The organism is Ruegeria sp. CDSA221, from assembly GCF_059611825.1.
Genome location: NZ_JBXWPK010000006.1, coordinates 152371 through 172729, shown reverse-complemented (window position 1 = coordinate 172729; position 20359 = coordinate 152371). Strand labels below are relative to the sequence as shown.

General features: G+C 55.0%; 18 protein-coding genes and 1 tRNA gene. 3 read left to right on the top strand and 16 right to left on the bottom strand.

Going from position 1 to position 20359, the window contains the following annotated elements; genetic code table 11:
* Positions 1 to 5 precede the first annotated feature (5 nt).
* Together AC2FJ5_RS11770 and AC2FJ5_RS11765 are read right to left on the bottom strand one after the other, a co-directional pair.
* A complete protein-coding gene (locus AC2FJ5_RS11770; RefSeq protein ID WP_496693249.1) occupies positions 6 to 1010 on the bottom strand; it encodes a GlxA family transcriptional regulator in 1005 nt (334 codons plus the stop codon).
* A 43-nt stretch (positions 1011 to 1053) separates the two neighbouring features.
* Positions 1054 to 1302 carry a hypothetical protein gene (locus AC2FJ5_RS11765; RefSeq protein ID WP_496700848.1) on the bottom strand — a complete coding sequence of 83 codons (249 nt, stop codon included), beginning with the start codon at positions 1300 to 1302 and terminating at the stop codon, positions 1054 to 1056.
* 211 nt (positions 1303 to 1513) lie between these two features.
* Between AC2FJ5_RS11765 and AC2FJ5_RS11760 the strand changes: the two genes are divergently transcribed.
* Entirely contained in the window at positions 1514 to 2392 is an 879-nt protein-coding gene (locus tag AC2FJ5_RS11760; protein WP_496793455.1) for a LysR family transcriptional regulator, read from the top strand.
* Between the two features lie 3 nt (positions 2393 to 2395).
* Here AC2FJ5_RS11760 and AC2FJ5_RS11755 read toward each other — a convergent pair whose 3' ends face one another.
* The 14 genes from AC2FJ5_RS11755 to pyrH form a co-directional block, all read right to left on the bottom strand.
* Positions 2396 to 3073 (bottom strand): YrbL family protein, encoded by a 678-nt coding sequence (locus AC2FJ5_RS11755; RefSeq protein ID WP_496700845.1) that lies wholly within the window; start codon positions 3071 to 3073, stop codon positions 2396 to 2398.
* Between the two features lie 40 nt (positions 3074 to 3113).
* Positions 3114 to 4523 carry a hypothetical protein gene (locus AC2FJ5_RS11750; protein WP_496793454.1) on the bottom strand — a complete coding sequence of 470 codons (1410 nt, stop codon included), beginning with the start codon at positions 4521 to 4523 and terminating at the stop codon, positions 3114 to 3116.
* Positions 4520 to 5269 carry a methyltransferase domain-containing protein gene (locus AC2FJ5_RS11745; RefSeq protein WP_282021316.1) on the bottom strand — a complete coding sequence of 250 codons (750 nt, stop codon included), beginning with the start codon at positions 5267 to 5269 and terminating at the stop codon, positions 4520 to 4522. The genes AC2FJ5_RS11750 and AC2FJ5_RS11745 overlap by 4 nt, the downstream gene beginning before the upstream one ends.
* Positions 5270 to 5278: 9 nt before the next feature.
* A complete protein-coding gene (locus AC2FJ5_RS11740; RefSeq protein WP_271946729.1) occupies positions 5279 to 5665 on the bottom strand; it encodes a GtrA family protein in 387 nt (128 codons plus the stop codon).
* Positions 5662 to 6621, bottom strand: coding sequence for a glycosyltransferase family 2 protein (locus AC2FJ5_RS11735; protein ID WP_496693251.1), 960 nt, complete (start codon positions 6619 to 6621; stop codon positions 5662 to 5664). The genes AC2FJ5_RS11740 and AC2FJ5_RS11735 overlap by 4 nt, the downstream gene beginning before the upstream one ends.
* Before the next feature lie 363 nt (positions 6622 to 6984).
* Positions 6985 to 7074, bottom strand: a tRNA-Ser gene (locus tag AC2FJ5_RS11730).
* 88 nt (positions 7075 to 7162) lie between these two features.
* Positions 7163 to 9589 carry a DUF3772 domain-containing protein gene (locus AC2FJ5_RS11725; protein ID WP_496690667.1) on the bottom strand — a complete coding sequence of 809 codons (2427 nt, stop codon included), beginning with the start codon at positions 9587 to 9589 and terminating at the stop codon, positions 7163 to 7165.
* Entirely contained in the window at positions 9589 to 10623 is a 1035-nt protein-coding gene (locus AC2FJ5_RS11720) for a cysteine synthase A (RefSeq protein WP_142634220.1), read from the bottom strand. The genes AC2FJ5_RS11725 and AC2FJ5_RS11720 overlap by 1 nt, the downstream gene beginning before the upstream one ends.
* A gap of 66 nt (positions 10624 to 10689) precedes the next feature.
* Positions 10690 to 11808, bottom strand: coding sequence for an NUDIX domain-containing protein (locus AC2FJ5_RS11715; RefSeq protein ID WP_496793453.1), 1119 nt, complete (start codon positions 11806 to 11808; stop codon positions 10690 to 10692).
* 28 nt (positions 11809 to 11836) lie between these two features.
* Positions 11837 to 12277, bottom strand: coding sequence for a TrgA family protein (locus AC2FJ5_RS11710; RefSeq protein WP_142634225.1), 441 nt, complete (start codon positions 12275 to 12277; stop codon positions 11837 to 11839).
* A gap of 16 nt (positions 12278 to 12293) precedes the next feature.
* Entirely contained in the window at positions 12294 to 13502 is a 1209-nt protein-coding gene (locus AC2FJ5_RS11705) for an SAM-dependent methyltransferase (RefSeq protein ID WP_271946718.1), read from the bottom strand.
* A 69-nt stretch (positions 13503 to 13571) separates the two neighbouring features.
* A complete protein-coding gene (locus AC2FJ5_RS11700; RefSeq protein ID WP_496793451.1) occupies positions 13572 to 14996 on the bottom strand; it encodes a cryptochrome/photolyase family protein in 1425 nt (474 codons plus the stop codon).
* A 48-nt stretch (positions 14997 to 15044) separates the two neighbouring features.
* On the bottom strand, positions 15045 to 16271 hold the full coding sequence (locus AC2FJ5_RS11695; RefSeq protein ID WP_496793450.1) for an aminotransferase class V-fold PLP-dependent enzyme: 1227 nt from the start codon (positions 16269 to 16271) through the stop codon (positions 15045 to 15047).
* A 250-nt stretch (positions 16272 to 16521) separates the two neighbouring features.
* Positions 16522 to 17274, bottom strand: coding sequence for a UMP kinase (gene pyrH, locus AC2FJ5_RS11690; protein WP_142634233.1), 753 nt, complete (start codon positions 17272 to 17274; stop codon positions 16522 to 16524).
* A gap of 95 nt (positions 17275 to 17369) precedes the next feature.
* Here pyrH and miaA point away from each other — a divergent pair, with 95 nt between their 5' ends.
* The gene (miaA, locus tag AC2FJ5_RS11685; RefSeq protein WP_496793449.1) at positions 17370 to 18263 is read left to right on the top strand and encodes a tRNA (adenosine(37)-N6)-dimethylallyltransferase MiaA; all 894 of its coding nucleotides are present in this window, start codon (positions 17370 to 17372) and stop codon (positions 18261 to 18263) included.
* A gap of 320 nt (positions 18264 to 18583) precedes the next feature.
* A complete protein-coding gene (locus AC2FJ5_RS11680; protein WP_496793448.1) occupies positions 18584 to 20254 on the top strand; it encodes an ABC transporter substrate-binding protein in 1671 nt (556 codons plus the stop codon).
* Positions 20255 to 20359: the final 105 nt, after the last annotated feature.

Here is a 20359-nt window from a genome sequence, read left to right as displayed (position 1 = left end):
AGCGCCTAGACCGAGGGCAAAGGGGCGTTATCCTCAACCCGGAAACGGTTGATGCGGCGCCTGTCCTCGCTGGGGCTCAGGCCAAAAGCCGACCGGTAATGTGTCACCAAGGGCGCAACAGATCCATAGCCGACAGCGGCCGCGATCTGGGAAATGGGGTCTTTGGTATAAACCACCATCTGACGCGCCGCTTTCATCCGCATTGCGCGGTAATAATGGCTGGGGCTGTGTCCAGTTGCCTGTTTGAATGCCCGCTCGATCTGACGAGGTGTGACGCCCATTTGTTTCGCAACTTCAGCAATCGAGATCGCTTGACCTAAATTGGCGGCAAACATTTCAACGCTGCGTGAAACAAGCGGTGGAAGGCGGTCTCCCGTTTTCGGCGCTGTCGCATTGGGCACCTGCTGACGCACTGCCGCACCGCGCATCATCGGATGTTGAAACCAGCACGCAACCTCATGCGCAATGTCACCGCCCAAGCGGTCGTGAACCAAATGCAGTGCCAGGTCGAACCCTGCCGCTGCACCGGCGGCGGTATAGCGCGTCACGGTGCGCACGATCACTTCGCTCCGGGCGTCCATATCGGGAAACTCGGCCTCAAATGCCGCCTCATAGCACCAGTGGACCGAGACCGGCTGACCTGCCATTGCACCGGATCGCACAAGAGGGAATACGCCACCGCTGATCCCGCCCAGAACTGTTCCGTGCCTCCCAAGACCACGCAGCAAGGCATTGCCGCTAACAGCGTTGTCAAAGACCGAAGACGGGCTGCTGAGCAGGAATAGAATGTCGATATTCCTGCAGTCCGCCAACGCGCGATCTGCTTCGAATCCAACCCCTGCGCTTGACTGAACCTTTTGACCACGTTCAGAAACCAGCGACCATCTAAACGCTTGATGACCTGCGATTTCATTGGCCGCCCGCAGGGGTTCGATCACCGATGTCAAACAAGCCATCGGAAAGCCATCAAACAGCAGAAAGCCGATATCGATTCTGTCCTGATCCGTCATAGATCCGTCCTAACAAATTCCTGGCAGCAACCCTACACCAAGTTTATGCCCAGCGGATCAGTCCAATAATGGCAGAGGTCGCATAGAACGCCTGCAACAGCAAAAACGTCCAGCGCCGATCAATCAATGCCCATGCGGCAAACAGTGCCGACGACACCAACAGTAGAGAGAATCCAAGAATCTCAGCGCCAATATTCGAAGCAATCAGCAAGGCATAAGCCATAGCCAGAACTGATCCGGTCATCTCAAACAGTGTTGTCAGGCGGCGGTTAGCTGTTCTTTCTTCCGTCATCAATTACACTTACCTTTGCCGAAAGAAGAAGACAGCGTCAGCGGGCCAGATTTGCATTCCGACTGATGTTCGAAGTCTGTGATATCCTCCGAGTATAGATTGTTCATTTCGAAGCTCCGCGTACATTGTGTTCGCGATACCTAATCTGACATTTGCCTTCGCCGCAAATGAATGATTATCATTCAATGATCAAAATCTGTCATAGGTAGTCATGAACGAACGTTTGGAAATAGACGCCTTGCGCGCGCTGCTCGCAATCGCGACCTATGGTGGTGTGACCCGTGCGGCCCGACATCTGGCGCTTTCGCAATCTGCAGTCAGCCATAAGATCGGCCGTTTAGAGCGCGCACTGAATTGCAAACTGCTGACTCGTCGCAAAGGTGCCCCCCTATTCACAGAAGACGGGCTGCGTCTTTGTGAATACGCCCGTCGAATTACCACTCTGCATGACGAAGCGGTGGCCTCACTTGGCAACAGACCGCTCACCGGCCACTTGCGGCTTGGCATGACCGAGGATGCGACAACCAGCGGGATCGCCCAAATTCTTGGACGTTTCACGCGGCTGTACCCCGATGTTCGCGTACGAACCCGCACTGGTCAAAGCCTGAATGTTCAGGATTGGTTGAAGGGAGGTGAATTAGACTTGGCGGTGATTCAGATATTTCGCAACGACGTGCAGCCCGAAGATCTGATCCTGTTTCAGGATTCCCTTCATTGGGTCAAATCACCCGACTATCGTCTGAATCTGTCAGAACCGGTTCCATTTCTGTCATTTGACACACAGTGTTTCTACCGGAGATGGGGAATGGAAGACAGTCAGCAGCAGGACCACCGCTTTGACAATATCCTGGAATGTCCAAGTGCAGCAGGAATCCAGTCGGCTGTTCGATCAGGGCTGGGCATAGCGCTATTGAACGGGATGCACATTACACCTGACATGGAAGTCATCAACGATGTCTTTCCTACCCCTCCAGAGCTTGCCTATGTCGCGCGGGTTCAGATGAACAACCGCAACGCCGTGACAAAAGCGCTGATTGCGGAGATAGCAAAAGAGGTCGAACGCGCCTTTCCCTTGCGCGTAGCAGTTTAGTGGTCAGGTCTTCATTAAACCAAAGCCACTCGACATCCTCTGTCGCCGACGATCGATTGACTTGCGAAACGCTGTTTCGCTGACCAGTGACAGCGGAAAAAGAACCCTCTCGCCAACGCCGTCAATCACGGTCAGCTTGCCACCTCTTTCCTGCGCACGAACGATGTTTTCGAACCCCATGTCACCCACAATGATCCGGCCGCTTTCGAGATCGTCAAACAGTTCCATCAATTCAGCATGAAGACGTTCACGTCCGGCCTGATCCTTGGCCAGCGCGACGCGTTCCGAATGCAGGGTTGGCGCAAGATCTCCGTCCGGGCCGGTCAGTTTTTCCACCACTATCGCCGGGCCCGCTGATGTTGGCGCATATCCCATGAATTGCGCCAACCTCTCGATCTCGGGGCATCCACGGTTGAGCGCCGCCAGATATTCGTTTGCTTCGCGGTTCCATTGGCGCAGATTGCCATAGCGCCATTCGGCATAACGCGGCAGAAAATGGCTACGCACAGGTTCGTCCACCCGCACTTTCAGCAGCGCCCCTTCGACCTCGGGGTGCTGATAAATCAGATAGTTGCGACTTTTTCGCAGGGGTTTGTGGTCGCTCAGGTCAATCATGTCCGGGTGTTCCAACAGGGGTTGGGGTCTGTGTCCTTGAATGCCGGACAGCCCAAGTGGGCGCATTCATAGAATTTTCTCAAACCTGTTACAACTCACCTTTTGATCAGGGCCCCAGATTGGGACGCGGCAAAAGGATAAAGGCCTGGTCACCAGTTGATGCGACAACAGGCGTCGAGACCCAGTCGCCTGGATCGAACGGAGGTGTAATCCCATCGCATCTATCGGGCTGCTTCCAGCACATGATGATCTCGGCCCCGGTCAGATAGTTTAACCGCAACCGCAGCCCCCGTTCGAATTGAACTCTGGCGTCTGCCGCACCATTCACGCCAAGAAAATGTCCATAGATATACACGGTTTCGGCCTGTTCAGGCAGGCTTTGCGCCAATGCGCGCGTTGCTTTTTGCCAAGGCGGGATGAACATAAACGATGTTTTTCCAATGAGCATCAAATTGATCATCAACACGCACATCAACAAGATACGCGAAACACTTAACCATCTTTTTGAAGACTGCAGAAACTGAACCCCACACGAAGTCAGCACCACCCCAAACAAGATCCAAAGCCAGTTCAACGCCCGAACCGGGACCTGCACCCCCGACATCATCGCCTTGAGGATAAGCGGTGCCAGACCAGCAAGTGCAGCCATCAGGATCGCGACGGCAAACATCCGTCTTCGGGTAAACAGGAACCCCCAGGCACCTGCAAATAGGGCCAAGAGCATCAAGCCATAGCTGATTGTCCCTCCGCCCATTGTATAGATGATGGATCGGAGGAATACTTTGACCTTGGTAAGGTTCAGCAGCAGGTCATCGACCGAATTTACTTCGTTCGGCCCACGCCATTCAGCAACCGGAATACCAAATATCCCATGATAAAAGTAGTTCAGGGTGTAAACACTCAGCAACGCCAGAACCAGGCTGACAAAGAAAATGATCAGCGTAACAGCGACGCTGGTATAGGTTTTTGGCGCCTTGTTTGACAGCAGGATCAGTGTCAGCAACAGGAACGGATAGGTCGTGTAGGCCATGAAGGATAAGGGCACTGCCAGAACCAACAGGGCCAGCGACACACGATGCGGAAGAAACAGAATTGCCAGGCTGTACAAGGTGATAACCCAGATCCCCGGCAGCAACGTGTTGAACCAGTATGAAATCAGGAATGCTGGAACCGAAAACGCAATGAATAGCGCAAGATAACCTTTGTACCAGATCGGGTCCGAACGCTCCATGATCGCGACTGCCGCCGCAGCCGAGAACAAGCCCCAGGCTATGTTATAGAGATACATGCTTATTTGTGAGGGCCATAGAAATGGCCGGAACTGCCACCAGTAGTTCAACCAACGACCTTCATCCAAGGCCTTGTGGTAGGCAATCTCGGTCCAGCCCAGCAGCGCCGGGAAATCATCATGACGTACGAAAGGGTCGAAAAGCTGTGGCCAGTTGATCAGGAACAACGCAGCGGTGCAAAGCAGGGACAGAAAAAGAAACTCCTGCCGAGGTGTTTTTTCCGTCATGATTTGTCGCCATATGACCTTGCAATAACAGAGGCCCGGACCTGCGCGATCGCGGTGACAGCCGACCGGGGCAAGGCACGCACAACCAGCTTGCGTAGGGTCCAGCCTAAACTGCCGACCTCTTTCAACGCGCCGGGCGCGACTTTGGTATCCAGCACGTCCTGAGACAGCCGGGCTGCCCCTGACTGGTTCGCATAGAGGACAGAATTATACCGATACCAGGGTTCGATCGATTGATCCCCGAACATCTCAGGCCGCAAACAATCATAGGCCGTGTATCCCCGTTCAGCGAACAAACCCTGCCAAAAGGACAGGCGCTGTTCATTTATGTGAAACTCGCCGCCCTGCCCCGGAACGGCGGCTGAGAACAGGACCAGATCGCTATGTGTGGTCAGGCTCTGAACCAGGCTGGCCGACGCGTCATGCGGCAAGTGTTCACCGACCTCAAGCGACTGAGCCAAATCAAACTGGCGTCCAAGCTCGACCGGTTTGGACAGATCTGCACCGATAAACGCCTCAGCCGGTATCGCAAGCTTGTCACGATCCACATAGTCGCCATCAACACCGGCAATATCCTTGCAACCCGCGGCCTGCCACTCGGACAGCCACACACCCCGCCCGCAGCCAAAGTCCACGACACTGTCCGCAGAAATTTTTCCTAGAAGGCAAGCAATTAGCCTGTTTGCGGACCGCCTGGCGCCCTGGTCAATATAGTCAAAGAACTCGTTTGAATAGATATGCGACATTGCCAATCTCTAGGTTGAATTCTGCGGTTTATAGACCCACAGCCGTAGGAACGCGAAGTTGATCACAGGCAGAACAACTACAACGACAGCGGCCGAGGCAGCTTCGCTCAGGCCAAAACGAGGGCCGGCCAATCCGGTAATCGCAGCTGAAACCAGCAGCCCAATTCCGACCATGCAAAGAAACCGCCCAAACTGTGCAGGAACCACCAGCGCCTGCCCGAAGGTCCAGACTGTTTGCCCAATATATTGGATCAGGATTGCGGACCCAAAAGCCAATGCATTGGCGATCCAAGGCGAATGAAACACGCGCAACAGGCCCAGATAGGCCAGCATGTAGTAACCAGCCACGCCTAAGCCCACGATGGCAAACCGGATTATGCGGCGCCGTTCGCTCATTTCTGCGCGGTCTTCTCTTCTACTATGGTGTCCGAAATCTCTGAGGTCTCTTGATCTACAAAATAGAGTGGTCGGTTTTTGGCCTCGATATACAGACGTCCGAGATATTCCCCCATGATTCCAAGTGTCAACAGCTGGATACCCGAGAAGAAACTGATCACCAGAACCGTCGACGCCCAACCCGCAACCGCGTTGTAAAGGATCAAGGACCAAAAGACGTAGACCGCCATCAGCGCGGCGATAATCAGTGTCAGAAAGGCCATTCGTGTGGCGATCTGCAGCGGTTTGATCGAAAAACTCGCCAGTGCATCAAGCGCAAAGCGGATCATCTTGGACATCGGGTATTTGGTCTCGCCCGCGATCCGTGGGTCGCGGATGTATTCGATCCCGATTTGACGGAAACCAACCCAAGCGAACATGCCCCGAACGAACCGCGCGCGTTCCGGCATACTCAGAACCGCATCCAGCGCCCGACGGCTAACAAGCCGGAAATCGCCCGTGTCATTTGGAATGGGTACGTCCGAAAGCCGGTTCAATATGCGGTAGAAACCATGAGCTGTTACTTTCTTAAACCAACTTTCGCCTTTTCGCTCACTCCGACGCCCGTAAACCACATCATAACCCTGATCCATCATCGCCATCATGTCCGACAAAAGCTCCGGCGGGTCTTGCAGATCGGCATCCAACATGAAAATCCGCTGCCCTTGGGCTGCATTCAGCCCCGCTGTCAGAGCGATCTGGTGACCGCGGTTTCCCGATAGCTTCAAACCGCGAATACGCGGATGAAACTCGCTTTGGGCACAGATTGCGCGCCATGTTTCGTCATTAGACCCATCATCCACCAGAATAATCTCGGATTCGGCGTTCCACTGTTCAGTCGCAGCGATCAGGCGCTCCACCAGTAAGGGGATCGACTCCTCTTCGTTCATGCATGGAATGACGACAGACAGTAACATCTAACCTCCGGGCGCAATTTTGCTGCGCACCTATCGCAAAACGGACCAGCCAAGGAATAACGTTCACTTGGCGTTGTAGATGTATTGATATCTCAACACACGCATCAGCGAACAAGCCGGGCGCCGAGTTTTCACCTGTAGTTACCCAACCGACACAGGAATAGGCCCTAACCAACATTTTGACTGCCTCGCATCCTGAAATTCCCTTGCCTGCAAGAAACAGTAATTCGGGGCCATTTAAATTGGATGATTTCGCTCAACATGGGTTTTGTGAATCGCTTACCGAGCCTTTTTTGCTCGGGGACTCCAAAACAATGTCTGAGATGTGAAACACCTAAGCGTCCAAGACAAGAGCTGGTGTTGTGGCGGAGAGACAGGGATTCGAACCCTGGAGACGGTCTCCCGCCTACACACTTTCCAGGCGTGCGCCTTCGACCACTCGGCCACCTCTCCGTGCGGGCGTTATTTGGACTATCGCCTGGGGATTTGCAAGGCCCGATTAGTGTAAAATTCTCTGGCTCGTTTCAGGCCCGAACTTGCCTCAGGGTTCGTCACCATCACCGTCGGAAAGATCAGCCTCGGTCAATTCGGCGGGCGAAGAGGCCGGGGGCGCTTTTGTCTCTGAAACAGGCTCAGATGGGGGCATTTGCGCGTTACCTGACGATTGAAGGGCCTCGGGGTTTCGCAGCCAGACATCACGCTGAGCAAACGGAATCTCGATCCCCTCTTCGACAAAGCGGCGATTGATCTCATGGTTCATGTCGGACTTCACCGAAAGAACCCAATTCACATCCCGCAAAATGGCGCGGATTTCAAAGTCCAGAGAATCCGCACCGAACCCCTGAAACACTACGCTGGGTGCCGGATTCGCCAATACCATCGGATGTGCGTTGGCGATTTCGCCCAGGATTGTCTCGACCACGCGGGTATCGGTACCATAGGCTACCCCGACCGGGACAATGACGCGTCCGATCGTGTTTCCACGGGTATAGTTGGTGACAACACCGCTGATCAGGTCCGAGTTCGGGACAATGACATCTGTTCGATCGAAGGTCTCAATTCGGGTCGAGCGTACCGAGATGTCGCGCACATAACCCATCATCCCGTTTACGTCGATCCAATCGCCTTTTGAGATCGGACGTTCGACCAAAAGAATAATGCCGGACACAAAGTTCGAGACAATGGTTTGCAGACCAAATCCGATCCCGACAGAGAGCGCCCCGGCCACGATGGCCAGAGACGACAGATCGAAACCCGCAACCATGATGGCGACCAAGGCTGCCAGAAAGATACCGACATACCCCGTCCCTGAAACAATCGCGTTTTGACCACCGGGATCAATGCTCGTCTTTGGCAACAAAGAGGTCCGCAACCCACCCTGCAGGGCGCGTGTCAGTCCGTATCCGATCAGGAAAACCACCAGAAAAGTAAAGAAATTACTGGGCGAGACGGTCACGCCCCCAATGTCGAACCCCAAAAGGAGCCGCGACCATGCCTCTAACAAATCGGTCTCGCGTGCGCCCCAGATCAGCGCCAGAACCGGCAGGGCCAAAATGGCCATGGCAAAGCCAATCAGAACCGAAAACAATGTGTCCCGGGCTGCCTCACCCTTGCGGGTTATCAATCCATAAACCGAAGTCAGGAATCGTTGAAGGATGATCAGTGCGGCAATCAGGATCAACGATTTTACCGCTGGAAAAACAATGGCCTCAGCCGCGTTGTTATAACCGATGGCAGCCAGAACTGGGCTGACAACTCCCAACAGGAACAATGCTCGGCGCAAGAATTCGACCAGCTGGATAACCCCGGTTCCACGGGCATTGCCATCAGGTTCTGCCTGCACCTCGGCAAGCCGTATCTGCCGCGCACGCAACAGAACCAGAGCAGTTGCAAGAATAACTGGGAAGCCCACAACCGCGCGCGTCGCATCCGAAGTATTCTCGATCTGTTCGAAAAGGTTCCCAAGATCGTGCAAAATGAGAAAAACGGCAAGCAGATCCAGGTAGATTCGAAGCTCGGTGATCCGCTTTGGCGAGAGCTTTCTGAAACCCTGCGCCTGCTGCATTACATAGACCTGACGTCCAATCCAGTCGTAGTACAGAACAATGGCCGCCCAGAACGGTACGTTTTGTATCAGAAGGGTTCCCCGCAATCCCAATATCCCCGTCAGGACGACGGCTTTTACCAGCAACAAAACACCCAGCCATGGCAGAATTATCCGAAACAGCGATGTCAGGAATGTCCATACGCCAGTTCCCTGCCCCCCTATGGTACGCAGATAGTTCCCAGCAGCCTCGGACCAACGTTTTCCATAGCCCAGCAAAACAATGGCCACGAAGACCAGCAATAGAATTCCAAGCCCTTGTTTGCGAAGCTGCTCATGCACCACGTCTGTTTGGTAGTTCTGCACAGCCTCGTTGAAAAGGCTTCGGCCCGCTTCAGTCAGGTCAACCCAGGCTGGTCGCCAATAGCTGGGGTTCAGTGGCGATGGGCCGCGCTCCAACAGCTCTTTTTTCTGCCTATTTCGCAGGATCTGGTCAATTTCTGCGATCAGTCCGTTGGCGCGACTGAAGGCCTCGTCGGAAATGATATGCGGCACCCGCAGTGCGTTCAGTTGGTTTTCAAGATGTGAACGCAGCGTAGCAATGTCTTCCGGTTCGGTTGCATCACCTTCCGGTCCGGGACCCAAAGCCTTGATCTGGCTTTCCAGGGTCTGAATACGTTCGGTATTTGCACCACGCGCGCTGTTGAAAACATCTCGATAGGTATGAATTTCCGATCGCAGATTTTCCAGCGAAGCGTTCGAGGCCCGATTGGCCTCGATCACATCTTCGGCCCGATCCGCCGTTTTTACCCAACCCTGATAGTAGTCACTTTGCCGATCCGAAAGCTGGGCCGTTGCAGGACCAGACAGAACTGCAAACAAAAGTGAAACAAGGGCCAGAAACAGGCGGACCTGCCGCAACATCATACGTCCTCGAAAACGCCCGGAATGCTACGCGGCGCCTCGGTCATCCAATCAGGAACAGGCAATTCTTTTTCGCGCAGGAATTCCGGGTTGAACAGCTTAGATTGATAGCGCGTGCCATAATCACACAGAATCGTAACAATGGTATGGCCCGGACCCAGATCCTTGGCCAGGCGCACGGCGCCAGCCATGTTGATGGCGGTCGATCCGCCCATGACCAGACCTTCGTCGCGCAGAAGGTCAAAGATATAGGGCAACGCTTCGTTATCCGTCATCTGATAGGCGAAATCCGGTTTGAACCCCTCAAGGTTCTTGGTGATCCGCACCTGGCCAATACCTTCCGCGATCGAGCTTCCCTCCATCGCGATCTCACCGGTTTTGTAATAGGAATACAACCCGGCCCCCATCGGATCGACCAATGCGATCTTGACGCCTTTGGGCTGCAGCGCCTCGGCCACACCGGCCAACGTGCCACCTGAACCAACCGCACTGACAAAGCCGTCGACCTTACCGCCGGTTTGCTCCCAGATCTCGGGGCCGGTGGTCTCGACATGGCTCTGACGGTTGGCGACGTTGTCGAACTGATTGGCCCAGATTGCGCCATTGGGTTCCGTCTGCGCCAGTTCTTCAGCTAGACGGCGAGAGTAATGTACAAAGTTGTTCGGGTTGCGATACGGCGCTGCCGGGACCTGAACCAACTGTGCACCCGCAAGACGCAGCATGTCTTTCTTTTCTTCGGACTGGGTCTCCGGGATCACGATCACGGTCTTGAAGCCCATCGACGCCCCGACAAGCGCCAGACCGATACCGGTGTTTCCAGCGGTGCCTTCAACGATGGTGCCCCCAGGTTTCAGGTCGCCCCGTGCTATGGCATCGCGAATGATATAAAGAGCGGCACGGTCCTTGACCGATTGACCAGGATTCATGAACTCGGCCTTGCCAAGAATTTCACACCCGGTTTCCTCACTGATACGGCGCAGCCGGATCAACGGAGTTTTCCCTACTGCGTCGGCAAGGTCTTTCGCAATGCGCATGGCGCCCTCATTTCTTTACGTATCAACGAAGATTTACAGATGCTGCGCAACAACCACAAGCCGCGATCACGCCCCACGCAGCCTGTCTCTGTGCCGAGCCAGCCAATGCGCCAGTGACAATAGCGGCAAATCCTTGAACCCATGCCCGTCGACTTGATCCATGAACTGAGCAAAGGGAATGATTTTGGTGCGGATATCCTCACCTTCCGAGGCAAGCCCGCCATCGTCTATCGTTTTCTCAAGATCGGCCAACCCTACGTAAAGATAGACGTATTCGGTGGACGATCCGCTGGACGAATAGGCCTCTCCGGCAAATTCAAGCGACTTGAGGTTGATCTGGGCTTCTTCCATCGCCTCACGCCGCGCAGCCTGTTGCGGCGTTTCACCGGGGTCAATCATGCCTGCAACGGGTTCCCACATCCACGGCTCGGGGTCTTCGATCAGGAAAACCGGCGTCCTAAATTGTTCAACCAAAAGCACCGCATCACGCCCCGGATCATATGGCAGAACCACCACAGCACTGCCCTGCATCAATCCATTGCGGTTCAGCACCGACCCCATCGTGCCGTCATTCCTTCGGTGTTGAAGCTGAACCTCCTGCATGCCGAAATAGTCAATATAGGCATGGGTATGCTCGTGTACGATCACATCCTTCTTCGGATCACGCGCGTCACCGGTTCCGCGTTTGCGTGCACCCAGCTTGGCCCAGGCGCGGGTTCGGATCGACGGAAAACTGCGCGCGATCTTGACGGCATCGGCCTTGCCGTAATAGCCCATGACCTCTTGCGCGGCGGTTAGGGTCAGATCCCCCCACGCGTCTGCCCAGTCCTGCAAGGACCATAGCTCATCGGGCGACCACAGGTCAGGCTCGGGAAAGAACACGCTGACTTCGACAACAGAGCCATCGGGCAGTTCAACGGGCTGCCGCTGCAGATCATAATCAAACCCCCCTTCATAGAAAATCAGTCGCTTGAAATCCTCGGGTTCGAGGCCCTGAACCAGAAGGCCATCCGCAACGGCCCCACGTTCTGGCTTGATCATCGGAAATGCCTCGTCGCGCACGCCGTAAACCGCGTGATCCTTCAGCTTGGCCTCTGACAAAGTCAGGCATGACAGCGAACGGCCAAGCACCAGTTGCAGCAGTGGCAGATGCCGAAGCGTGCCATAGAAAAACAGATCGTTCACAAGGGTATCTCGCTTTGGTGTTTGGGTGCTAGCGCCAGCGGCGGCTTGCTTCTTCCGTCGCCAAACCGGCGATAAGAGCGCCAATAGCCAAAGTCCACAGAATTTCCGGAGCTAACAACTGCTCGCCATATCCAACGCCAATCTTGAATATCGCCATAAGGGCCTCGAACGGGCCGTCATAGCGGTGGCGCATGGCCAAGCGGAACATCTCATAGGTGCCCTGAACGAAAAGACCCCAAAACACCAGCGAAGCAATGCCTGTCAGTCCGTTATTGACGGCAGCGGTCCACCCCTTGCCGGTCCGTTTACCCATGATTTTCCAACCACACGCGACCCCAAGGGCCATGTTGACGACAGTGAAGTAGCCATAGCTTTTGCCTTCTTCACCATTTGCTATGATCATGCTGGAAACCAGAAATGCCACCACCGCCAGACAAAGGGCTGCGACAAGACGTGAGGCGCTGGGCATTCTAAAGGTCCGTTTACTAAGTAGGTTTCGCTATGGTGATCTGTGTCACATCACAGTTGCCGGTGTCAAAGGCCGCGCCGCAAGCGGTCAAATAATAATTCCACATGCGGCGAAAACGCTCATCAAACCCCATTCCCGAAATCTCGTCCCATTTGTCATTGAACGTCTCGTACCAGCGGCGCAGTGTCAGATCATAGCTTTTGCCGAATTCTTTTGACTTCACCACGGTCAGACCCGCATTCTCCACCTGCTCCTGCAGAATTGTCGGAGCCGGAAGCATCCCCCCCGGAAAGATATATTTCTGAATGAAATCAACACCATTCTTATACACATCCCAGCGATGATCGCCGACGGTAATGATTTGCAAGGTTGCCTGTGCGCCAGGTTTTAAGCGATCACGGATAGTGTCGAAATAGACCGGCCAATATTTCTGACCAACCGCCTCGAACATCTCAATAGAGGCGATCCCGTCATATTGGCCCCGTTCGTCACGATAATCCTGCAGCTTCAGATCAACTAAATCTGTAAGTCCTTCTTTTTCAATGCGTTGACGGGCAAAGCTCAACTGTTCCTTGCTGATCGTCAAGCCTGTGACCCGCAGGCCACGCTCTTTTGCTGCATATTCGGCGAAACCACCCCATCCGCAGCCAATTTCCAGAATATGGTCACCGGGTTTGGCACCCATTTCATCAACCAGACTGGCGTATTTAGCGGTTTGTGCCTTTTCCAAGCTTTCCTGTCCGGTTTCGAACAAGGCACTGGAATAGGTCATGGTATCATCTAGCCATAACCCATAGAATTCATTACCTAAATCGTAATGATAAGAGATATTCTTTTTAGCCTGTCGACGGTTGTTTCGATGCAACCAAAAGCGCAGGCGTTCATAGGCCTGTACCAGAAATTTCCCGGTGAAATCGTCGTACACGGTCTCGGTACCCAGATGCACTAGATCCATGAAGGCACGCAGATCTGGTGTGCTCCAATCGCCTTCCAGATATCCGTCTGAAAACCCCAGCTCACCCTCCCGGATAAGTCGTGCAAATACGTCCGGATTGTGAATATCGACCCGTGCGACAGGCCCAGGGCGTTTGCCTTCGGTTCGAAATACACGACCGTCTGGCAAGGCAATATCAAGCTGCCCCCGCTCCATCTGGTTCAGCATATTCAGAACATGTGCAAAATATCTTGGCAGGTCTGTCTGCCCTTCGATTGTAGTTAGAACCATCCGCTCTCCCCTGTGCGGTTGTTGTAGAAGGCTAAAACGAGTTTGTGTTTCTGGCAAGTTTTCAGTTCTTTACCGGCTTTTTCGGCCCTCGTAGGCCGACAAGGCGCGCGCGCGCCCTTCGGCCAAACCCACAACAGGGTTTGGGTATGGCGCGGACGGATCAAGACCCCACTTGCAGGGAATGGCTTCAAAATAATCAAGTGCGCTCGAGGGCGGGTTTGACTGTCCTTCGGCCACCCATTTCCGCACATAGTCGCAATAGGGATCATATTTTTTTTGCTGCGCCTCGGGGTTAAAAATACGGAAAAACGGGGACGCATCTGGGCCGGACCCAGCAACCCATTGCCAACCCATCGCATTTGAGGCCGGATCCCAATCGGTCAGGCAATCGGAAAACCAGCCCATACCGATTTTCCAGTGCGCCATCAGATGTTTGGTCAAATAACTGGCGACAATCATCCGTGCGCGATTGTGCATGCGACCTGTGACGTACATCTGTCGCAACCCAGCATCGACCACGGGAATGCCTGTCCTTGCCTGCTTCCAAGCAATGATCTCGGGGCTAGAGGCGTTTTGGCCCCAAGGGAACTGATCCCATTCCGGTTTCCAGTTGTTGCTTAACAAATGAGGCGTATGGAACATCAAATGATAGGCAAATTCACGCCAAACCAACTGTCGCAAATAGGCTTGGGTACCGGACATGCCGAACATCTCTGCGCCCTGGAGGGCGTGCCAGACGCTACGCGGTCCAATCTCACCCAGCGATAAATATTCGGAAATGCCCGACGTTCCATCCTCGGCCAGTTGATCCCGGGCTTCGGGATACCCCGAAAGCCGTTCCAAGAACCGATGGAGCGTTTTGAACGCTGCGTCTTCCCCTGGCTGTACATAGCGGGCGCAAACTGATGCCCCGCGGTTCATTCCCGCGGCCAATCCCCACGACTCCAGAGTATCTGTATGCGGCCATTCCTTCGGCGGGGCCAGCGCGGCGGGTCGCGCATGTGGAAATGGAACCTCGCGTCTCTGTACCGATCGCCACATTGGTGTAAACACGCGAAAAGGCGTTCCGGTCTTGGTCTGGACGGTCCAGGGCTCAAAAAGCAGGTGCCCGGAAAACGATTTGGGCTGTACGCCCAGTTTGGTCAGAGCCGTCTTGATCCTTGTATCTCGGGCAATCGTGTCCGGATCGTAAGCCCGAGACCAATAGACCTCGGTGGATCCGGTTTCCTTGATCAGGTTTTGCATAACCTCCAACGCATCCCCGCGCCGCAAGATCAGACGGCTTCCCAACTGCGCCAACGCGCGGTCAAACACCTCAAGGCCCTTGCCGAGGCGCCATTTAGGAGCCGCACCCAAGGCCTGCCCGAGATCGTCGAAAATATAGACCGGAATGATTGGCCGCCCCGTTGCCGAAGCAGCGCTGAGTGCAGGATGGTCCGACAGTCGCAAATCCTGTCGGAACCACATAATTATCGGCGGGCTCTTGGGTCCCATGACTGCTCCGTATTGTTTACCTTTCTACGCAGCAGTGTCAGAACTGGATCACAAAACAGCGTCCAACGCATTCAAAAGCTGATCAATTTCCCGTTTCGATGTGTAATGCGTAAAGCTGACTCGCAAAACACCTTGATCCAGATCCACACCCAAGGCCTGTAAAGGACGCACGGCATAGAAATCTCCGCCACCGGCCATAACCCCATGCGATGCAAGACTGGCAGCAACAGATTCAGCATTTCGGTTCAGCGCCAGCGCGACCGTTGGCGCACGCCGCGAGGCATCAGAGGTTCCGATCAGACGGACTGCATTGCGATCTTTAACCGCATCCAGAACCGGTTGTAGCAGGGCGATTTCGTGCCCGCGCATCAGGTCGTGGACAAACGCCCCCCGCGCTGCAGCACCAGTTCCGGGTCCGTCATGATGTTCGCATAAAAGATCGACGTAATCCGCCATCCCCGCACTGGCGGCGATCTGTGCGTGATCCGGCCCTGCAGGGGTAAAGCGTTGATAAAGAACATCGCCGTTGAAATAGTGCCCCTGATTGGGCAACAGCTCACCCAATGCCCGGCGGATCACCATGCATCCCTGATGAGGGCCATAGGTTTTATACGCCGAAAACAGATAGATATCCGGACCCAGATCACCGACATTCGGAAATCCATGCGGCGCGTAAGAGACACCGTCGACGCAGACAAACGCGCCTGCCGCATGTGCAATCGCAGTTATCTCGGTAACCGGATTGATTTCCCCGACCACGTTCGAACAATGCGGAAAACAGACCAGACGCACCTTTTCGTCCAGAATGTCCTCAAGATCCTGCGGGTTCAGAGACCCGGATTCGGGGTCTATCTGCCATTCGCGAACCTCTATGCCTTCATCAGCAAGACGGCGCCAAGGCCCCGAATTGGCCTCATGATCTTGATTTGTCACGACAATCGCATCACCCGGCTGCATCCACTGTCGGAATGCTTGCGCCAGAACATAGGTGTTCTGCGTGGTCGACGGGCCAAAGCTCAGTTCATCTGCATCCACACCCATGATCGCAGCCATTCGGGCGCGGGCCTCGTCCATTTCCTCTCCGGCCAGACGGCTGGCATCATAAGGGGCATAGGGCTGTACCTTGCGCTGGGTGTAATAGCGCGTCAAACGATCAAGCACCGGCTTGCAAGTATATGATCCACCAGCATTTTCGAAAAATGCCTGTCCCTGCAGGCTGGGTTCGGAAAAAGCCGGGAACTGCGACCGAACAAAATTGATATCCAGAGTGCTCATGGCACGTGCCTCCTTGATCATGCTTGCCTATCCAAGAGGTGCCCGAGCATGATTTCGGAACCCTCAGAAATCATGGCAGGTCTTCCAGCCCAGCCGACACGTTCAGGTGCCCGCAGAACCTGCGCCTTTGCCGCGCAAGTACGCCGACAAATTGCCCACAGCTTTTGCCATCGTCAAGAACACTGTGCCCTGAACCAAAGAAAAAGCCGGGCAATTATGCCCGGCCTTGAAAATGAGTACCGTTCGGGTGTCAGCCCTGAACTTTTGTGTAGGTTCCCTCACCGGCCAAGATACCGCGGAAACCGCCCGGCTCATCCAATCCGAATACGATCAGAGGCAGGTTATTGTCGCGCGCTAGCGCAATGGCCGATGCATCCATGACTTTCAGCCGCTTTGCCAACACATCATCGTAGCTGACCGAGTCATAACGCACCGCGTCCGAATGTTCTTTGGGGTCTTTGTCATAGACACCGTCCACGCCGTTCTTACCCATAAAGATCGCCTCGCAAGCCATCTCATTGGCGCGCAGTGTCGCTGCGGTATCTGTGGTGAAATACGGATTCCCTGTTCCAGCGGCAAAGATGCAGACCCGTTTCTTTTCCAGATGCCGCACAGCGCGGCGGCGGATGTAAGGCTCGCAAACCTCATCCATACGAATGGCCGAGATCACACGAGTAAACACGCCAACCTCCTCAAGCGCCGATTGCATGCCAAGCGCATTCATGACCGTAGCCAGCATACCCATGTAATCCGCCGTCGTCCGTTCCATCCCCTGAGCTGAACCGCTGAGACCGCGAAAGATGTTGCCACCACCGATGACCATACAAATCTCGACCCCTAGATCGTGAACTGACTTTACCTCTTGCGCGATGCGCTGAACGGTGGGCGGATGCAGGCCAAAACCCTGATCTCCCATCAGCGCCTCGCCCGAAATCTTCAGCATCACTCGGCTGTATTTCGCCTTGGTTGTATCGACAGTGTCGGTTGTGGGGGAAAGGGTCATGTTGCGCTCCGGGCTGGCACGGGTTTAATTCCGGCGCAAAATGAAGCAAAAGCTCCGCGGGTTCAATGCGGATGATGAGGAATGAGGCAACCTGAATGGCCAATGCCAAGATGACGCAGTTTTGGGACCGCCTTCCCCCTATTCCTGACGACAAACCCGTCTTGATCGCCGGGCCCACCGCATCGGGGAAATCAGCATTGGCGCTGAAGATCGCCGAAACGTTCGGCGGCGTGATCGTCAATGCAGACGCAAGCCAGGTTTATGATTGCTGGCGCGTGATCTCGGCGCGTCCCTCCGCCGAGGAAGAAGCCCGCGCGCCGCATCTGCTTTATGGTCATGTGCCTTATGATCAGAACTATTCGACTGGCCACTGGTTGCGCGAGGTCAAGCCATTGCTGTCCGGCGGAAAGCGCCCCATCATTGTGGGCGGTACAGGTTTGTATTTTTCTGCCCTGACCGAAGGTATGGCCGATATCCCGGCGACTCCGACCAAAGTTCGGGCTGCCGCGGATCAACTGGACCTAGCTACACTGATTGATGGGGTCGATGCCAAAACCCTGGCCGGGATTGACACCCGGAATCGCGCCCGCGTTCAACGTGCGTGGGAAGTTCAGCAAGCCACCGGGCGCAGCTTGCGGGACTGGCAAGCCGACACCCCTCCTCCGGTTCTGAACCCGCAAGACGCCGTGCCCATTGTGTTTGATGTCGACAAAGAATGGCTATTGGATCGGATCAGGCGCCGGTTTGACCTGATGCTGGAAAGTGGTGCTTTGGAAGAAGTTGAGGCGATGCGAAACCGGTATGACGCCTCGCTGCCGTCTTTCAAGGCCATCGGCGTTCCCGAGTTGGTAGCCTATCTTGAAGGCCGTATCACACTGGATGACGCGCGCGAGCGTGCCACAATCTCGACCCGTCAATTTGCCAAACGTCAGCGCACGTGGTTTCGCGCACGCATGAAAAACTGGATTCGCGTTGACTTATCAAAGTGATACTTAACGTAGTTACAAACCCATTTTCAGGACACCAACCGCAGATTCGAAGTGATCGAATCTGATTGGCGGTCACTTATTCGAATTACCTCGAGCACAGATTAAGCATCCGCGATGACGGAAACTTCGGCCCCAGCATGTCGCTTTTGTGCAGTTGATGACGATTTCCGACATTGACCTCATGGGAAATCTGGTGCCGAATGACGCCATGGGGATGCTGCTTATCCAAAAAAGAACACACGAACCTGCTGCCTGGCACCAACTGGTCTGAGCGGTTCAGAGCTACTTCATCAAAATCGATGTCACAGGGAGAGACATTAATGAAACACCAAACCATTACCGGAGCGCCGATCCATCGTGCCGCGGAAATGCACGCGCAAGAGTACCGCGACGGGCAACTAAGCCGCCGCGAGTTTTTGGCGCGCGTGACGGCATTGGGGGTTACCGTCCCCGCCGCCTATGGAATGATCGGCCTGGCGTCTCCGGCACAAGCACAAGAGCCACCGCGCGGTGGAACTATCCGCTATCAGATGGAAGTGCGCGGCCTGAAAGATCCACGTACTTATGACTGGACGCAAATTGCGACCTTCACGGCTGGCTGGCTGGAATATCTGGTCGAATACAACAATGACGGTTCGTTCAAGCCGATGTTACTGGAAAGCTGGGAATCCAACGATGACGCGACTGAGCACACGCTGAACGTTCGCAAAGGCGTCAAGTGGAACAATGGTGATGACTTCACCGCAGCGGATGTCGCCCGCAACATCGAAATGTGGTGTGACGCGGCAGTCGAGGGGAACTCGATGGCATCGCGCATGTCATCCCTGGTTGACGAGGCAACCCAGAAAGCGGGTAAAGGTGCAATCACTGTGGTCGATGATCACACGGTCAAGCTGACCTGCAACACGCCCGATATCACGATCATTCCAGGTATGGCCGACTATCCGGCAGCCATCGTGCACAGCAGCCACGATCCCAACAATATGCTGGCCAATCCGATTGGCACTGGCTTCATGATCCCTGAAAGCCACGAAGTGGGCGTAAAGGGTGTACTGGTCCGCAATGAAGAGCACGACTGGTGGGGATATGCTGCGGGCAAGGGTGGCTATATCGATCGGATCGAATTCATCGACTACGGCACCGACCCTGCGGCCTTCTTGGCTGCTTATGAGGCCGAAGAGATCGACATGAACTGGGAGTCGGTCGGCGAATTCGTAGACATCTTTGACAGCATCGGTCTGACACGGTCCGAGATCCCATCGGGCTTTACCATCGTCATCCGCCCGAACCAGCTGGCCGAAGATGCCGACGGCAACAAGATCTACGCCGACAAACGTGTGCGGCAGGCCCTGGCAATGGCCGTCGACAACGCCGTCTGCCTGGAGCTGGGCATGTCAGGATACGGCATTCCTGCCGACAACTGCCATGTTGGCCCGATGCACCCGGAATATGACTCGGCTGTGACCCGCCTGCCCTTTGATCCCGCAGCGGCCAAAGCGCTGATGGACGAGGCCGGAATGGGTGACTTCGAGCATGAGGTTCAGTCCATCGACGACGACTGGCGCCGCAACACGACCGCGGCCGTGGTCGCTCAGTTGAACGATGCCGGCATCAAGGCACGTCATACGGTTCTTCCGGGTTCGACCTTCTGGAACGACTGGACGAAATACGCCTTCTCGTCGACCAACTGGAACCACCGCCCGCTGGGCACGCAGGTTCTGGCGCTGGCCTACAAATCGGGCGTAGCCTGGAACGAGGCTGGTTTCGCCAATGACGAGTTCGACGCGCTTCTGGCCGAGGCAAACTCGATCGCGGATGTCGACAAACGTCGCGAAGTCATGGCCAAGCTGCAGGCGATCATGATCGAAGAAGGCGTGACCATCCAACCCTATTGGCGGACGGCGATGCGTCACCACCGGGACAATATGGTTGGGGTTGAAAAGCACATCGCCGACCTGCCACAAATCTATAAGTTCGGCATTCTTTCCTAAGCCGACAGATACAAGCCGCGCCGATTGGGCGCGGCTTTTTCGTCCGTATCGTGGCGACCAAAAAACAGCGAAGTGTGGGGCTTTTGACACCTGCACTGGCCACCA

Coding starts and splice junctions, on each gene's coding strand:
- AC2FJ5_RS11770 (WP_496693249.1), bottom strand. CDS start 1,010: ATGACGGATCAGGACAGAATCGATATCGGCTTTCTGCTGTTTGATGGC.
- AC2FJ5_RS11765 (WP_496700848.1), bottom strand. CDS start 1,302: ATGACGGAAGAAAGAACAGCTAACCGCCGCCTGACAACACTGTTTGAG.
- AC2FJ5_RS11760 (WP_496793455.1), top strand. CDS start 1,514: ATGAACGAACGTTTGGAAATAGACGCCTTGCGCGCGCTGCTCGCAATC.
- AC2FJ5_RS11755 (WP_496700845.1), bottom strand. CDS start 3,073: ATGCGCCCACTTGGGCTGTCCGGCATTCAAGGACACAGACCCCAACCC.
- AC2FJ5_RS11750 (WP_496793454.1), bottom strand. CDS start 4,523: ATGACGGAAAAAACACCTCGGCAGGAGTTTCTTTTTCTGTCCCTGCTT.
- AC2FJ5_RS11745 (WP_282021316.1), bottom strand. CDS start 5,269: ATGTCGCATATCTATTCAAACGAGTTCTTTGACTATATTGACCAGGGC.
- AC2FJ5_RS11740 (WP_271946729.1), bottom strand. CDS start 5,665: ATGAGCGAACGGCGCCGCATAATCCGGTTTGCCATCGTGGGCTTAGGC.
- AC2FJ5_RS11735 (WP_496693251.1), bottom strand. CDS start 6,621: ATGTTACTGTCTGTCGTCATTCCATGCATGAACGAAGAGGAGTCGATC.
- AC2FJ5_RS11725 (WP_496690667.1), bottom strand. CDS start 9,589: ATGTTGCGGCAGGTCCGCCTGTTTCTGGCCCTTGTTTCACTTTTGTTT.
- AC2FJ5_RS11720 (WP_142634220.1), bottom strand. CDS start 10,623: ATGCGCATTGCGAAAGACCTTGCCGACGCAGTAGGGAAAACTCCGTTG.
- AC2FJ5_RS11710 (WP_142634225.1), bottom strand. CDS start 12,277: ATGCCCAGCGCCTCACGTCTTGTCGCAGCCCTTTGTCTGGCGGTGGTG.
- AC2FJ5_RS11705 (WP_271946718.1), bottom strand. CDS start 13,502: ATGGTTCTAACTACAATCGAAGGGCAGACAGACCTGCCAAGATATTTT.
- AC2FJ5_RS11700 (WP_496793451.1), bottom strand. CDS start 14,996: ATGGGACCCAAGAGCCCGCCGATAATTATGTGGTTCCGACAGGATTTG.
- AC2FJ5_RS11695 (WP_496793450.1), bottom strand. CDS start 16,271: ATGAGCACTCTGGATATCAATTTTGTTCGGTCGCAGTTCCCGGCTTTT.
- pyrH (WP_142634233.1), bottom strand. CDS start 17,274: ATGACCCTTTCCCCCACAACCGACACTGTCGATACAACCAAGGCGAAA.
- miaA (WP_496793449.1), top strand. CDS start 17,370: ATGGCCAATGCCAAGATGACGCAGTTTTGGGACCGCCTTCCCCCTATT.
- AC2FJ5_RS11680 (WP_496793448.1), top strand. CDS start 18,584: ATGAAACACCAAACCATTACCGGAGCGCCGATCCATCGTGCCGCGGAA.